The sequence below is a fragment of the Wolbachia endosymbiont of Wuchereria bancrofti genome, assembly GCF_002204235.2.
Lineage (GTDB): Bacteria > Pseudomonadota > Alphaproteobacteria > Rickettsiales > Anaplasmataceae > Wolbachia.
This window is the reverse complement of record NZ_NJBR02000025.1, coordinates 1-16006: the sequence shown is the minus strand read 5'-3', so window position 1 is coordinate 16006 and position 16006 is coordinate 1. Positions and strand designations below refer to the sequence as shown.

Sequence of the window (16006 nt, the reverse complement as noted above, 5' to 3'; positions counted from 1 at the left end):
TAAGGCAAAACTGGCTATGAAACTTAATGCATCGTTTTCGAAAACAAACGTTTGTGCAATTGTGAGAGATATAGCATGCTAACTTAAATCTATATTAACATGCCCCATTTTACGCCTACCTCTGACCTCTTTTTTTCCATATATAGTTAAATTGGCTCTTTTGTCACTCAAATACTTGTAAGTATTATATACATCATTACTTATTATGTTTTTCGTCATACAAGGAAAGCGCAACACCACTTCCTGCATAGGTAACTTACATATTACCCTAATCAGTTGCTCGAATTGACTAACATTACATGCATCCAAGCTCCAGTGGCAAGAATTGTGGGGTCTTGGAGCTAGCTCATTGACTAGCAGCTCACTATTTTTAGTAATGAAAAACTCAATAGTTAGAATTCCCACTACATCAAGTGCATCTGCTATTTTCTCTGCGGTTTGTTGTATCTCTTGAACTAGTTTACTATCTACTTTAGCTGGCACTATTGAAGTATCAAGTATTCCATCAACATGGTGATTTTCTGCCACAGGGAAAAAAGCTACTTTACCGTTTTCATCCCTTGTAACAACAATTGAAACCTCTTTTAGTAAGTCAACACTTGCCTCGAGAATGTACTGTGCATTCCAATCAAAGGAAGCAAATTGCTCTACTTGAGAATCATTCCCAATCATATATTGTCCCTTCCCATCGTAACCCATTTCTGTTGCTTTTAGCCTTGTTGGATAGCCAAAAGCTCTAGTGCCTTCTAATAGGTCGTTATGATTTTGTATACTTTTATAATCAGCGGTTCTTATACCTAAATTTCTAATAAAATCTTTCTCTCTAAGCCTATTTTGTGAAATGTGTAATGCTCTTTTACCTGGATAAAAATCTACATATTGTGACATAATATCAATTGCGTCACATGGAATATTTTCAGATTCAATAGTAACTAAACTCACACTCTGTGCAAAAGATTCAAGTGCCTTCTTATCAGAAAAATCTGCTATTGTTAAATCATTAGCAACAGAGCAAGCAGGATCATCTTTAGCATTAGCAAAAATATGTGTTTCTTGCCCAAGCTTTGTCGCAGCAATAGCGGTCATTTTACCTAATTGTCCACTACCTACTATTCCTATCACTCTTTTACAAAGTACATCTGATTTGCTCATATAATTGATAAACAATTCTTAATCAGAATACTACAATATGCTTGAAGAATCTACGAAAACAGTGTATAATTAAAGTATTACTTTCTATCATGAATACTCTGTCATGACTTTAGAATATACACTTACTACTAACTCTGTTGAAGTTACAGTTTTGCCAGTCTATATTGAGGAGCAATCTATTCCTTATGAAAATTGCTATGTATGGATGTACAATGTCAAGATAAAAAATAAAAGCCTATCAACTATTCAATTGCTGAGCCGTCATTGGCAAATAATAGACTACAAAGGAAAGATAAACGAAATTGTTGGAGCTGGTGTTATTGGAGAGCAGCCTGTGATAAAACCTGGAGAGGTATTTAAATACACAAGTGGAACATACTTGAATGCACCGTCAGGAATAATGCAAGGTAAGTACGAATTCCTAAATGAAGAAAGCACAAAAGTTTTTGAGGTTACAATACCGTCTTTTTCTTTAGATAGTCCATACACAAACATTAGGCCACATTAAACCAACTGATTGCCATCACAAATCTATTTTTTATTTTCATCATCAAGCTTAAATAAGATTATTGTAGAGATTAAGCCAGTTATAACTATCATTAACGAAAATGGGGCAGCTTCTCTATAACGTTCATCGCTTACAAGTTCATATATTCTAGTTGATATAGTTTCAAAATTAAATGGCCTGATAATGAGTGTTGCCGTAAGCTCTTTAATAGTATCCATAAATACAAGCAAAAATCCTGATAATATACTTTTCTTTATGAGAGGAATATGAATATTCAGACACGTGGAAATGGGTCCATAGCCCATAGTGTATGCGATCCACTCAATTTCATTAGGTGTTTTTTTAAGCCCTGATTCTATTGCTTTGAAAGATATGGCAAAAAAACGAAATAAATATGAGTAAATCAAAGCGCCAACAGTTCCTACCAAGCTTATTTCTGTAACGTATTGAGTAATAAAAGAAGATATCTTGCTTAAAAATATTATTATACTAATAGCAATAATTGCATTTGGAATCGCATAGCCTAAAGAAATTAGACGCGCTATATTGTTGATCACCTTATTCTTACGTGCCGTACATCCTATTATTATTGCAATACTAACTGAGATCATTGCAGTGATAAACGATAAGCCAATGCTATTTGCTATTATGTTATAGAATCTTGCTCCGTATATGAAAAATCCCTTCTCTATGCTCCAATATATGAGTGGAATAATCGGCAAAGCAAAACCTACTAATATCGGCAATATACACATAGCATAAGCGAAAACTAATGGTATAGCACCACTTATACTCCGTTTGTTATGATAATCTGAATTAGTATTAATGGCAGAGTAGGATATTTCCTTTTTTTGTAGAATTTTCTCGACAGCTATCAGTGCTGTAATGAAGACCAATTCTGCAACTGCTAAAACAGCAGCTGAATATTTATCATGCAGTAAAAACCAGGTGCGATATATTCCTGTGGTAAAGGTGTCAATCGCAAGAAATTGTGGTGTACCAAAATCTGTAATTACCTCCATTAACACCAAGGATATCCCAGCTATAATTGACGGACGTATAGAGGGAATAACGACAGAAAATAAGCTCTGTAAAGAAGAAAACCCAAGTGTTGATGCAACAGTAACTGAGTTGCTAACATTCTTTAGACTTGAGCGGACTAATATGTAAACGTATGTATATAAACTGAATCCCATCACTAATATTCCACCGCCTAGAGACTTTATCTCAGGAAACCAATAATCACCTTTACCCCAGTGAAAAATTTCTCTTAATAAACTTTGTGTTGGACCTGAAAATTCTAACGAGTTGACGTAAACAAACGATACTATATATCCGGGAATTGATATCGGAAAAAATAAAGCAACCTCAAAAATTCTACTCCCAGGGAATGAAAAAAATGTGGTGAGCCAAGCTGGAATCACTCCAAATATAAAAGATATACTTCCAACCCCTATCATCAAAATTAACGTATTAAGTATATATTCAGGAAAAAGTGTGCTAATTACCCACTCAGAATTTGCCGATTCTGTAAATAGAATCGACACTAATGATAGTATAGGGCAGACAAATAATATACTTACTAGAAATAAGAATATACTTTTAAATACTCTTAAAAACATTAAATTAAATCCATATTTAATATTAAAATGTTATATGTAAAAGCTGAAGATATTCAGAGCTGATTTATTGAATATCTGCATAATTTTGTATATTATGTTCTAAGTTGATAAGTTAATAATCATGAGTTTTGTCATAGCAACTTTTTACCATTTTGTAAAACTCTCTAATTATTATGACATGAAAGATGAAATAAAAGCTGCATGTGACAACGTTGAGCTAAAGGGCACCATACTCCTTGCAGAAGAAGGCATTAATGCAACTATATCTGGTGAAAGAAATGCAATTAATAAAATATTTAATTTTCTACGCTCTGATTATAGGCTGAAAGATCTTACATGGAAAGAAAGTGCAGCAAAATATCAACCATTTAGTAAGATGAAGGTGAGGTTAAAAAGAGAAATTGTGAATCTTGGTGTAAGCAATTTTGATACTTCTCTTAGGGGCAAATATATTGACCCAGACCATTGGGATGATTTTATCTCTCAACCTGACGTTCTAGTAATAGATACACGAAATGAATATGAAGTGAAGTTAGGCAAGTTTAAAAATGCAATCAACCCATATACTCAATGCTTTCGCGAGTTTCCTCAGTGGGCAAAGTCTTTCTCTAAGAATAAAAACTTGAAAGTGGCCATGTATTGCACGGGTGGGATTAGATGCGAAAAATCTACAGCGTATATGAAAAGTCTCGGGTTTAACGATGTGTACCATCTTAAAGGTGGTATTCTTTCTTACCTTGAAAGAACTCACAATAAAAATGGCAACTGGGAAGGTGAGTGTTTTGTTTTTGATGATAGAATTGCCATTAATAGCTCACTTGCCCCAAGCAATAAAATAAAATGCATATTTTGCTCAAATCAAGTTTCAGCAGACGAGCTGAAATCAGTCTCACGTGGCCAAGTGGTTTGTTCTGGTTGTAAACCTTCATAATTATAAGAAAGTTCCTGTGTTAGAATTGAATGAAGTCTCAGTAAATTTAAATCATGCATGCCTTTACTTTTTACTTTTAATCAACTCCAGAGCTCTCTTCAGATCTACACTTTTGATATCTACATTTTTGCCTAAAGCAACGTTTGTTTTACCGCATTTTATATAGAATCCATACTTACCGTTGCAGATGAAAACTTCTTTTCCCTTTTCATTAAAACCAAGGGATTTTAGCTCCTTGCGTGGGCTGTTTGCAATAATTTGCACAGCTTCATCTAATTGAATCTCCAACACCTCTTTGAAACTTTTTTTAAGAGAAAAGTATTTACCATCATAAAAAATATAATATCCAAACCGTCCAAGGCCTATTTTTACCTCTTTTCCGGTTTTAGGATGTTCTCCGATTACTTTTGGCAAGGAGAGCAGCCTAGTAGCGATACTAAGATCAATATCATTAACATTTATATCTTTTGGTATGGAAACCGTTTTTTTCTTTTCTGACTCACTATTAAACTCCAGGTAAAGGCCAAAAGGACCTTTTTTGATTATCACCTCCTGCTCCGTTATACCATCTATACCCAAGCTTTTTGGATATTCTGAGTTGTCATTACTGCCAGTAATTTCTTTTGTATGGGTACATGTAGGATAGTTAGAACATCCAAGAAATACCCCAGCTTTTCCAAAGTTTAATTTTAATATACCATCTGGGCAATCAGGACATTTCTTATTTACTTCTTTTTTTCCTTCTTCTGAACAAAACCAATCAACTACTAAATCACGAATACCGTTAAAAATTTCATCATGCGTCATTTGCTTGACAGAGTTTACATGATTAAAAAATGGCACCCAAAAATAACCTAGTTCCTTTTTCCAATCTGCACGCCCGTTTGAGATTAAATCGAGCCTTTCTTCCATTTGTGCTGTGAAATCATACTCTACACAACGCTGAAAAAAAGTTTCTAAAAATATGGTAACAATCTTGCCGCGGCTGCTTGGAATAAATCTTTTATTATCCAACGTAACGTACTCACGATCCTGTAACACTGAGATAATTGCTGCATAAGTCGATGGACGTCCTATACCAATTTCCTCCATTTTCTTAACGATACTTGCTTCACTATAACGTGATGGAGGTTGAGTAAAATGTTGTTTTGGATCAACAGAAATTAGCTTACATTCCTCACCTTCTTTCATAGCAGGTATCATGCTCTCATCCTCACCATCCATTCTATCTTTATAAACCTTATAGAAACCATCAAAGAATATGCTCGATCCACTTGCTCGCAGAATTACTTTCTGATCAGCAGAACTAATTTCAACTACCACTTGATCAAGGATTGCTGATTCCATCTGACTTGCAATGGTTCTTTTCCAAATCAAACCATACAATTTAAATTGTTCTGGCGTTAAGTAATCCTTAATGCTGTCTGGCGTTCTATCTATATCAGTTGGACGAATTGCTTCATGCGCTTCCTGAGCATTTTTAACCTTTCTTACATACTGACGAGAAGACTTCGGTAAATATTTATTACCATACAATGACTTAATTGACCTTCTGATTGAGTTTATAGCTTCATCTGCAATATAAAACCCATCTGTACGCATGTAGGTTATCAACCCTACAGTTTCGCCACCAATATCAATACCTTCATACAAATTTTGCGCTATGCGCATAACATTTTTCACATTAAAATACAGCTTATTTACTGCATCTTGCTGAAGACTTGAAGTAATGAATGGAGGCAGCGGATTTCTCTTAACTTGCTTGCGTTCTACTGTGCTTATAGCATATTGCCTTGATTCAATTTGCTTAGCTAAGCCTTTTGCTTCTTCTTCGTTCTTAATATCAAATTTCTCTAGCTTTTTATTATCATAGTGGCTGAGCACAGCAAAAAACGTCTCGCTTTTGCTATTTTTTATTTCCGCCTTTATGCTCCAGTACTCTTGTGATACAAATTTACTAATTTCATCTTCTCGTTCGCATATAAGCTTTAACGCAACAGATTGCACTCGCCCTGCAGATTTGCTTCCAGACAATTTTGTCCACAGCAGTGGTGACAAGCTAAATCCAACTAGATAATCCAAAGCTCTCCGTGCTTGCTGCGCGCGCACTAAGTCCATATTTATTTCACGTGGATTCTTTACTGCCTCTTGCACCGCCCTTTTTGTTATTTCATTAAAGACCACCCTATAAATGTTGCTTTTATCATTGATTGCTTTCCTCTCCTTTAGTGCCTCTATTACATTCCAGGCTATTGCTTCCCCTTCTCTATCTGGGTCTGTTGCAAGATATATATCTGATGTTTGACTTGCTTCCTTTACTAGCTCTTTTACATACTTCTCTGCTTTCTCAATAATTTCATACTTTATAGCAAAATTATTATCCGGATCAACAGAACCGTTCTTCACTGGAAGATCTCTCACATGTCCAAAAGATGCAGCAACTTTAAACTCTTTACTTAAATATTTACTTATCGTCCTTGCCTTCGCGGGCGACTCAACTATCAATAATGCCATATTATTATATTAGTACTTAAAGATAATAAGTTGAGAAATATACGATGAAAAGTAAAAAAATGTTTTAATGGGTCCTTTTGACTCTATGAAGTGGGTTGTGGAATGTTTCCAGAAACCTCTCAGATCTTGCTATTTTTAAGCGACTTCGAGGGCTCATTACAATGATATATGATTGTAGCAGCAACAAGATAACAAACCCCGACTGCTATTTCTACTGCTAACATTTCTAGGTAAACTGCAATAGCTACTCCTAAAGCAATTCCGGCTATTGCTTAGCGTAGAAGCAGCTGCAATAGGCAGTTTGTTCCCATTTTCACTTTGCAGATTTGGCTGCAATGCCTCTAACTGGGATAAAAACGTTCACTTACCTCTTTAGGTTCAAAACTGTAATCTATTCCCTCAACACTGTCGCAATATTCCAAAATAACTTGATGTAGCAAAGCTTATCCTAGAGAATCAGGAGTATTTATTCTACTCCATTTTAATTAAAGATTCTATAGTAGAAATATCACAACATCCTTTAACTAATAAGTTTTTGCCATTGCCATCCTCTTCCATTAAGCTAACATTTATTTTATTTTCTATATGTGGATAAATATTATGTTTTATAATTTTGTGTGATATAGGAGTACTGTTCTCATCCTTTAATTCCACAATTCCTTTCTCAACAAAAATACTCATCATTGAATAGCATGCTTTTTCTGTTTCTATGCAACCGCGATAAAAGGAGAAATCACTTCCATGAACTATTTTTCTATGATTATCTACAAGCTGGTTAACACATATATTAAGCAGCGTTATACGTTCACCATTTGGAATATTGTACATACACCTTTATCTACCAGTGAGTAAAAAAGGGAAATAGAATTCTCAAGGGACATAATTATATTCTCTTTTACATAGCCTTCTCTAGATTGTTCTGAGTTTATTCGGGACTGGAACTGATTAAGAAACTTAATCACACCTCTACAGAAAGGACCTGTATTACAACTGGCGTTACTATCTTGCATTTCTTCTTAACATTAGTGTCACTACTGTTTTTGAAAGAAGACATTTTGGAAGAAGGTCGATAAAAATTAAAAGCACCAAAGTTAAACGACGTTTGCTTAAAAACAAAACCACCAGAACCAGGGTTATTAAAATACTTAAAGAAATAATGAAAAATCTTATTTCTGTCACTATTTTGCATATTAATATCGTTTACATCACACTTTCCTAGCAGCAAGCCCGCAGTTTTATAAGAATTTAATTTGATAGCAAGGCGTAAAGTGTCAATAAGAGATACTTTCGTTCCTTTGCTGATCAAATAATCAATAATTTGCACATGATTTTTCTTAATTACATAATCAATTGAAGTAATACCAATATATATAATCATATTTAACGTTAATATCGATGCTAAATCCTTCTACTACTATACATACAGATCCTAGATTATCCTCAAGAATTAATTGATACAAGAAATCTTATGGCTGTTTCCTTATATAATCTGAAAATAAACCACCAGGTGTTACTATATTTTTCTCTTATAATCATTTTATCATATCTTTTTTTTCTTTAGATTAGGTAACACCTTATATGCCCTTTGAACTTCTAGGAACAACATTACAGATTTTGCATCTCTTCCAACTCAAGCTTAGATAAAATAGCACCATTAAATCGCTTTTCTAACAATTCTTGATATCTTTCTTTTTTTAGGTAGAAGTTTATCAGGATGACATTTCAATCCTAATTTTTTATAAGCTTTGTTTATTTCTTCTGGAGCAACATATTTATCTACTCCTAGTATTTCATAGTAGTTTCTAGCCATATGTACCACAATTCAAAAATAACAAAATAATATATTAACACTATATGGCAAAAAGCCAAGCGACCTCATCCAGAGATGTAGACAATGTTGGAATTCTATATACTATAGCTAGTGCAGCTCCTACGTAATACCGCCACCGTTAACAGGCAGAGATTGTCAGTAAGTCTTTAGCTATAAATATTAGGATATTTACCAAATAAAGAAAAAAAGGCAAAAGAAACCCCGTGACAGCTAGTTACTCACTATCATTTCATCAGTTGGCGTTTTTTTTAAGCGCCTAGTAGGCGTGAATTACAGCACTAATTGGTAATAAGGTGTATATAATGTAAAAAATTAAACATGAGACACTAGATACGTTAAGCCTTTTTGCCGTTTAATCTGTACAGAGAAGATAAATAATTAGCTTCAGTGCCATAGTAACAAGGTGGCAGAGTTTGTCAAGTAGTTTTCAGTCCTGACTCCCTGTTTTTAAATCATAATATTCGTTTAAGTGCTTGCTGTTTTTAACCTTTTATAGTACATTTACATATTGAAACTATAAAATTCAATTTATATATTTGCGTGCTACAATTCCAGTTTTAGAAAGGTTTTTCAAATTTTATTCTATTTTAAGTATTATAGGATCAAGACAGTCTGGTAAAATAACTATCGCTAAAACATTGTTTAAGCACTTGCCATACATATCTTTAGAAAATATCGATACCAGTTTTCAGGCGCAAATTGACCCTAGGGCATTTTTAGCTAATTATAACAGGGTGCTGTTTTGACGAAGTAAAGCATGTGCCTGAGCTATTATCGTACCTTCAGAAATAGTTGACGAGTCTCCTGTAAAAGGTCGATATGTATTAACAGGGCCCCAAAAACTTGCTTTTAGTCATCATATTTCCCAATCTCTTCCCAGGACGCATAGGCATGACAACATTATTACCTTTCGAGCTTATCTGAGCTTGGTATGTCAATAAACATTAATTCAGCTATTTTCAAGGGAGGGTATCCTGGATTACATAGTTTTAACATGCATCCATTAGATTTTTATCCCAGTTACATCCAAACTTACATTGAGCAAGATGTTCGACAACTTAAAAATATTGAAAATATCGGTAGACTCCAAACTTTTCTCAAATTGTGTGCAGGCAAGTAGGTCAGATTCTTAATCTACCATCCCTTACCCAAGACTGTGGTATTTCTCATACAACCGTATGACAGTGGCTGAATATCTTGGAAGCTAGTTACTTAATATTTTTTCTTCAGCCATTCCATCAAAGTTTCAGCAATCGCCTAATCAAGATGTCAAAATTATACTTTTATGACACCAGCCTTATCTGCACACTCCTCGACTTTGAAAAGGAGAGTCAACTAGAAACACACTATCTTAAAGGAGCTCTGTTTGAAAACTTGACTGCTTTGGAGATTTTTAAGAGGCGTCTTAATCAGGTATACTTTTGGTGTAACTGAACCGGACATAAGGTAGATTTATTAGCAGATTGGGGTAGTAACATTCATGCTATTGAAACTAAGGCTGGGTTCGTGTTTCAGAGCGATTTTATTAAAAATGTACAATATTTCCGCGAACTTTCCCAAATAGCTAAGGGATATTTAATCTATACAGGTCAGCAGAATGGCTCACATGCGAAAGTTAAACTTGTGCCAATAAATGAAATAGATCGGATATTCCGGAAGATCTTTAAATCATTGCAACAAAACTAAGCGCATACATTTAAATGGGGCAAAAATAGGCTAATAATGCTTGCTTAAATCATATTATACGTGGCACGCGGACGGAATGGGATTCGAACCCATGGTACGCCCATCACGTACGTCAGTTTTCAAGACTGGTGCCTTAAACCGCTCGGCCATCCGTCCACTTCTTTTTTATCACAATATTCAACTTCAAGCAATCCATAAAAGTTTCACTTGCCTACACAGAAGTTATTGAATATATCATCCAATACTTCTTCAACATTAATAACCCCGGTTACTGCACCAAGTTCAGACGCGGCAAGCCTTAAGTCTTCAGATACCAACTCAATTGGATTGTTCATATTAAAACGTCGTAAATGTTCTATAGCTTTCTGCATGCAATTCCTATGCCTTTGCCGGGTAATTACAGGAACATCTCTATCATAGACAAATTTTTCCTCTACTTTTTCTTTAATCATAGAGACTAGTTTCTCTGTGCCTATTCCTTTTAAAATAGAAACAGGTAAAAAATCTATGTCGTTAATTTTTATATTGTGATCATTGATAGCATCGTCAGCTTTGCTCAACACGTAAATAGTGTTACTACTTATAACATTGCAATTGATATTATAACGCTGCTCAAAAGGAAATAGCTCTATTCTCAAATCAGCTTCACAAGACCTCTTTTTTGCTCGACTTATACCTTCTGATTCCACCGGATCTGAACTCTCGCGAATTCCAGCAGTATCAGAAAGAATGATTGGGTATCCGCCAATGTCAATATGAGCTTCAAGTATGTCCCTTGTTGTGCCTACATATTCAGAAACAATAGCAATATCGCGCCTGGCCAAGAAATTAAATAGTGTTGATTTACCAACATTTGGCTCACCAGTTATTACAATATGCAAGCCCTCACGCAATCTTTCGCCCCGTCTATTATCATTCAAATGTTCTTGTATTGACTGCACAAGAGCTTGCACTTCATCATTGATTTTTTCCAGTTCGTTTTTTTCTGTTGTAACATCCTCTGGAAAGTCTATATATGCTTCAATTTTGGACTGCATTGCTATTAATCTCTGCCTCCAACTACTGTATAGCTTTTCCAATTCTCCTGACATCTGCTTAATTGCTTGTTTAGCTTGCATCTTTGTTTCAGCATCGATTAAATCTGCAATCCCTTCTATCTGCGTTAAGTCAAACTTGCCATTCAGAAAAGCCCTAAGCAAGAATTCCCCAGGCTTAGCCATGACAAAGATTTTTGACAATTCCTCCAAAACGATCTTTATGACTGCTTTTCCTCCGTGCACTTGCAATTCTATAACATCCTCGCCAGTGAAGCTGTTTGGAGCAGGAAAATAAATTGCTATTCCATTATCAATCAACTGATCGGAACTATCATACAGATCAACCAAAGTAGCAAACCTTGGTTTCATGTCTTTATTAACATGAAAATGATTTAAAGCTTTAAATGCATGATTACCTGAAATCCTAATTACTGCAACTCCTGACTTACCAAATACGGTTGATAAGGCAAAAATAGTCTCATCCGTGTTCATCATACATAAACTAGTTTATCTCTCAACAATGTTACACCTAAGGGACCAAAATACCTAATTTAAAAATGCTAAAATTTTTTATTCATTTTATTAATTTATAGTAAAATAATAATACTATATTAAGAAATCAAATATATCTATTCCACAAAAATCCTTAAAGGTCATCTATTGGCTAGTATTAACTTAATATTTATTATAGAATTGATTATGAACTAAATAGCCTTGCTTATGCATAAAATACTAATTTTATTATTGATGATATTGCCAATCAAGTTGCTTGCAGTCGAGATTGAAATTATTGCAGATGTAAATGGCGAGCCAATCTCAAATCTAGACATTGAAAAACGCATTAATTTGATACATTCATTGTTTGGCACTCAGAGTATTGATAAAAATGAACTAAAGCTTCAAATTTTAAAGCAGCTAATAGACGAAATTATCATTATCAACGAAGCACAAAGATTAAACATAAAATTAAGTGATGAAGAGTTAAGCAATGCTGTCGTGTTATTCCTAACTCAAAGCTTTAAACTTAAGGACAATGAAGTTGATCAATACACAAAAGAGCACAATATAGGCCTTAACATTTTAAAGAGGCAAATAGAATGTCAGCTTTTGTGGAACAAAATTATTGAAGTAAGAATTGTGCCATTTATTAACATAAGCGACAAGGAAGTAAACAACGCAAAAGGACAAATAGAAAAGCCGGATTATCTTATCACGTTCCAAGAGTTTATAATTCCCAATCAGAAAGATGCAGATGTTTACGGTATAGCTGAAGATTTAGTAGAAAAATTACGCAATAATAATAACAACTCCATTCCAGAAGCTCCAATAAAGATGCGTAAAGTAACTGTTAATTTAAACCAACTAAAAGGCAACCTCAAGAGCATTTTAGAAGGATTAAAAATCGGCGACATAGCAGGTCCAGTCAGTTCCAGTGAGGATTACTCTATTGTAAAAGTAATAGATAAAGTACAACTTGATCATGCAATGCTGGAAAGCACTCTAAAATTAAAACAGATTGTGGTTAAAGACTCAGAAAGTCTACTAGACAATCTCAAGGAACAAAAAGTCAACTGCTTAAACTTTGATGAATTGGCGGATAACTTTAATTTGCCAAATGCAAAAGAATTTGAAATAAAGATGCGGGATTTAAACCCTGATTTACAGGCTTTACTTAGCAAAATAAGTGTAAATGAAATAATAGAATCCAGAGAAAATAGCACTGCAAGGTTAATAATGTTGTGTGATATCAAGAATAATGTAGTAGACACAGAAGCAACTAAACAGCAAATATATCAACAAAAGATTATGACACAAAGCAACTTGCTATTGGATGACTTGCGCAAAAACGCAGCTGTCAGTTATCAATACAGTTAAGACATAACTAAAGTAACTTATGATACTTGCTAGCGACACAGTGTAGGATTATACTAGCTATACCAAAAAAACATCCTCTTATTACCTGCAATATTTCATCTGTTGATACTTAGATCAATACATCTATACACAGCTTTTTTTCTGAGTCGCAAAGTAGTAGTCTCCAACTACAAGAATCAGTTACAGAAGGATGGTACACACCCTACGGAATGTTGATTACTTCCTTTATCACGCCAGACTCCTGACCTAATAGAAACATGATTTCTTTATTACTCATAATAAATAATTTTCCATTTTCTATTGCTGGCCTAACATAAATACGCATCTCTTAGTTTATTATTTAGTTCATCATTCACCACTAAGTTAGTATTCCAAATTACCTGACCACCAGTAAATACGATTTTCATAATCTCATTTTTTACATTTATCATAAAAAATTCGTTACTATTAATATCCTTATATGACATGTAGGTAACCGCTCCGGTGTAGCCCCCACATAATCCCATCACTGATATTTCTCGCTTGCATGACCTGTAAACACAAAAGACTTCCTGATTCTACATCAACTGCAACAACAGTAGAGTTACTTGTTATTATTAATATGCTACGCTTTACTATCGGAGCAGTTGTAACATCTGTAAGTTGAGTGTCTAAAATATTAGTAGAAGGTAACTTATAAGACCACAACTTTTCCCATCTTTGTCAAAAGCTACTAACTCTCCAATTTGAAAATGGAACTATTAGCTTATCGTGTATAAGCACAGGAAATACATAATCTGACCTTGTCATTTGATTACTATCATTATGGACAGGGCTTATGATAGAACCAGATTGTACTATCATTCTCATATCCAGCATGTACAAACAGTCATCTAAAGTTAAAATTGCCAATTTATCATTAAAAATTGTAGGGTTTCCTTTCACCAAAGACTTTAACTCTTTTTTTCACATAACCGTAGTTTCATTTATTGCATATAGTATATTATCTATTGCTAAGTAAATTTTACGACAATAGCCTCTGCAAGCAGCACCCATCCTACCAATTGTTTTATAACTATCAGATAAACCCAGTTTTTTATTTTCCCATCCTGTGTAATATAATACCCTACCACTACCAGTAACTAGATCACAGCTTTCGTGTAATAGGACTAGTTCTATAATAACCTTGAGAAGACTCTTTATTTGGGTTATTCCACAGGTAACACCTATATTTATTTTTTATTTGTAAGCCAGGCTATATCTCATCTTTTGTAATAACACAATTTGTGCTCAATAAGAAAATATTAAAAAAAATAGCTAACTTCACCAAAACTTTTTCAGAAAGGTTATTTACATGCATGTAAAAGATTACTATTACAATATAGCTTACCTTTTCTGTCACCTGATTGAATGGATACTCACCACAAAATTTAATGAGAGTCCCATTTTACAGTGTTTAAATCTATTCCTTCTTGTACCATTTCCCAAAGTGGGCTCATTTCTCTTAGCCGCCCTACATTTTTAGCAATAAGATCTGCCGCATATAAAATTTCGTCTTTAGTCGTAAACCGGCCAAGGCCAAATCTAACTGATGAATGCTCAAGGTCATAGCCACTGTTTAGTGATCGTATAACATAGGAAGGCTCAAGAGATGCAGATGTGCATGCAGAACCAGAACTTACTGCCAAATCCTTGATTGCCATGATGAGAGATTCACCTTCAACATAGGGAAAACTTAAGTTTAGGTTGCCTGGAACTCTATTCTTATAATCACCATTTAAAACAACATCAGGAAATGCTTCTTTTATCTTATTGTACAAAATATCCCTCAATTCTTCTAATTTGGTTGCCTCCTTTTTCATTTCCTCTTTAGCAATACGTGCTGCTTCACCAAAACCAACTGCAAGAGGAGTTGGAACTGTTCCAGAACGCATACCCCTTTCCTGTCCCCCACCACTAATCAATGGTGTTAGCCTAACACGAGGACTTTTTCTACGAACATACAACGCACCTATTCCCATAGGTCCATAAACTTTGTGGCTAGTAAGGCTCATGAGATCAATGTTCATTCCATTTACATCTACTGGAACTTTTCCAAAACTTTGAGCAGCATCTGTGTGAAAAAATACGTTATGCCTCCTGCATATTGCACCAATTTCTTTTACAGGTTGAATTACTCCGATTTCATTATTTACCATCATCACTGAAACCAGAATTGTTCTATCAGTTATTGCCTCCTCAAGTTTAGATAAATCTATAATTCCATTTCGCTTAACAGGCAAATATGTAACCTTAAAGCCTTCATTCTCCAGATGCCGACAAGAATCCAGAACGCACTTATGCTCCGTGCAAACAGTTATTATATGATCTCCTTTATTTTTATAAAAGTGAGCAACGCCCTTGATCGCCATGTTATTTGACTCGGTTGCACCTGAGGTAAAGATAATTTCCTTGCTATCTGCATTTACTAGGTCAGCAATGTGCCTCCTTGCCTTCTCCACTACTTCCTCAGCAGCCCAACCAAACGAATGGCTACGAGAGTGCGCATTACTGAACTCACTAAAATAAGGTATCATCATCTCTAAAACACGAGGATCTACTTTAGTAGTAGATTGATAATCAAGAAATATCGGTAATTTTACTTTAGTACTATGTGCTTTCTTATTTTCCATATTCATAATCAGTATAAAAGTTTTGAGCATAGAAGTTACAGTTTTTCATAGCACTAAAACTTAATTTTTTCAAGATATAATCTTGCCTCAAGTACAAAATCCAGTGCACGAATATCGTTACCAGAGGGATGATGAGGAAGGAATACCTGGTTCCTGGCCTACAAGTCGTGCATTTGGCTTCATAATTGCGACTAATTTT

At 34.6% G+C, this 16006-nt stretch carries 15 protein-coding genes, 1 tRNA gene and 1 pseudogene; 4 read left to right on the top strand and 13 right to left on the bottom strand.

What is annotated here, in order from left to right; all coding sequences use genetic code 11:
- Positions 1-78 precede the first annotated feature (78 nt).
- The gene (locus CCY16_RS01615) at positions 79-1152 is read right to left on the bottom strand and encodes a 5-(carboxyamino)imidazole ribonucleotide synthase (protein ID WP_088414460.1); all 1074 of its coding nucleotides are present in this window, start codon (positions 1150-1152) and stop codon (positions 79-81) included.
- Between the two features lie 103 nt (positions 1153-1255).
- Between CCY16_RS01615 and apaG the strand changes: the two genes are divergently transcribed.
- Positions 1256-1660, top strand: coding sequence for a Co2+/Mg2+ efflux protein ApaG (gene apaG / locus CCY16_RS01610; RefSeq protein WP_088414458.1), 405 nt, complete (start codon positions 1256-1258; stop codon positions 1658-1660).
- Between the two features lie 23 nt (positions 1661-1683).
- Here the strand turns inward: apaG and CCY16_RS01605 are convergent, their stop codons facing one another.
- The gene (locus CCY16_RS01605) at positions 1684-3282 is read right to left on the bottom strand and encodes an ABC transporter permease (protein WP_088414456.1); all 1599 of its coding nucleotides are present in this window, start codon (positions 3280-3282) and stop codon (positions 1684-1686) included.
- 121 nt (positions 3283-3403) lie between these two features.
- On the opposite strand from CCY16_RS01605, the gene trhO reads away from it, so the two are divergent.
- The gene (gene trhO / locus CCY16_RS01600) at positions 3404-4213 is read left to right on the top strand and encodes an oxygen-dependent tRNA uridine(34) hydroxylase TrhO (RefSeq protein WP_088414454.1); all 810 of its coding nucleotides are present in this window, start codon (positions 3404-3406) and stop codon (positions 4211-4213) included.
- A 63-nt stretch (positions 4214-4276) separates the two neighbouring features.
- Here the strand turns inward: trhO and topA are convergent, their stop codons facing one another.
- The 5 genes and pseudogenes from topA to CCY16_RS01580 all read right to left on the bottom strand — a co-directional run.
- Positions 4277-6727 carry a type I DNA topoisomerase gene (topA, locus tag CCY16_RS01595; protein WP_088414452.1) on the bottom strand — a complete coding sequence of 817 codons (2451 nt, stop codon included), beginning with the start codon at positions 6725-6727 and terminating at the stop codon, positions 4277-4279.
- Between the two features lie 119 nt (positions 6728-6846).
- Positions 6847-6987, bottom strand: a complete 141-nt coding sequence (locus CCY16_RS07075; protein WP_458695181.1) for a TomO hydrophobic C-terminal domain-containing protein — start codon at positions 6985-6987, stop codon at positions 6847-6849.
- Positions 6988-7198: 211 nt separating this feature from the next.
- On the bottom strand, positions 7199-7555 hold the full coding sequence (locus CCY16_RS01590) for a hypothetical protein (RefSeq protein ID WP_088414450.1): 357 nt from the start codon (positions 7553-7555) through the stop codon (positions 7199-7201).
- Positions 7556-7685: 130 nt separating this feature from the next.
- Complete coding sequence (locus CCY16_RS01585) at positions 7686-8105, bottom strand: ankyrin repeat domain-containing protein (protein ID WP_088414448.1); 420 nt, start codon at positions 8103-8105, stop codon at positions 7686-7688.
- 327 nt (positions 8106-8432) lie between these two features.
- A pseudogene (locus CCY16_RS01580) lies at positions 8433-8537 on the bottom strand (DnaJ domain-containing protein); the annotation flags it as partial.
- Positions 8538-9755: 1218 nt separating this feature from the next.
- On the opposite strand from CCY16_RS01580, the gene CCY16_RS06010 reads away from it, so the two are divergent.
- The gene (locus tag CCY16_RS06010) at positions 9756-9992 is read left to right on the top strand and encodes a DUF4143 domain-containing protein (protein WP_410543237.1); all 237 of its coding nucleotides are present in this window, start codon (positions 9756-9758) and stop codon (positions 9990-9992) included.
- A gap of 320 nt (positions 9993-10312) precedes the next feature.
- On the opposite strand, the gene CCY16_RS01570 is transcribed toward CCY16_RS06010, so the two are convergent.
- Both CCY16_RS01570 and mnmE read right to left on the bottom strand, forming a co-directional pair.
- Positions 10313-10400: transfer RNA gene (locus CCY16_RS01570), tRNA-Ser, on the bottom strand.
- 47 nt (positions 10401-10447) lie between these two features.
- Positions 10448-11776 carry a tRNA uridine-5-carboxymethylaminomethyl(34) synthesis GTPase MnmE gene (mnmE, locus tag CCY16_RS01565; RefSeq protein WP_088414444.1) on the bottom strand — a complete coding sequence of 443 codons (1329 nt, stop codon included), beginning with the start codon at positions 11774-11776 and terminating at the stop codon, positions 10448-10450.
- 225 nt (positions 11777-12001) lie between these two features.
- Between mnmE and CCY16_RS01560 the strand changes: the two genes are divergently transcribed.
- Complete coding sequence (locus tag CCY16_RS01560) at positions 12002-13156, top strand: SurA N-terminal domain-containing protein (RefSeq protein ID WP_088414442.1); 1155 nt, start codon at positions 12002-12004, stop codon at positions 13154-13156.
- Positions 13157-13358: 202 nt separating this feature from the next.
- Here CCY16_RS01560 and CCY16_RS06630 read toward each other — a convergent pair whose 3' ends face one another.
- The 4 genes from CCY16_RS06630 to CCY16_RS01545 form a co-directional block, all read right to left on the bottom strand.
- Positions 13359-13481: a hypothetical protein gene (locus CCY16_RS06630; protein ID WP_281250494.1), complete on the bottom strand. Its 123-nt coding sequence runs from the start codon at positions 13479-13481 to the stop codon at positions 13359-13361.
- A complete protein-coding gene (locus CCY16_RS01555) occupies positions 13465-13662 on the bottom strand; it encodes a hypothetical protein (protein WP_088979764.1) in 198 nt (65 codons plus the stop codon). Before CCY16_RS01555 ends, CCY16_RS06630 begins: the two co-directional genes overlap by 17 nt.
- A 196-nt stretch (positions 13663-13858) precedes the next feature.
- Positions 13859-14080 (bottom strand): hypothetical protein, encoded by a 222-nt coding sequence (locus CCY16_RS01550; RefSeq protein ID WP_088414438.1) that lies wholly within the window; start codon positions 14078-14080, stop codon positions 13859-13861.
- 485 nt (positions 14081-14565) lie between these two features.
- Positions 14566-15813 carry an IscS subfamily cysteine desulfurase gene (locus CCY16_RS01545; protein ID WP_088414480.1) on the bottom strand — a complete coding sequence of 416 codons (1248 nt, stop codon included), beginning with the start codon at positions 15811-15813 and terminating at the stop codon, positions 14566-14568.
- Positions 15814-16006: the final 193 nt, after the last annotated feature.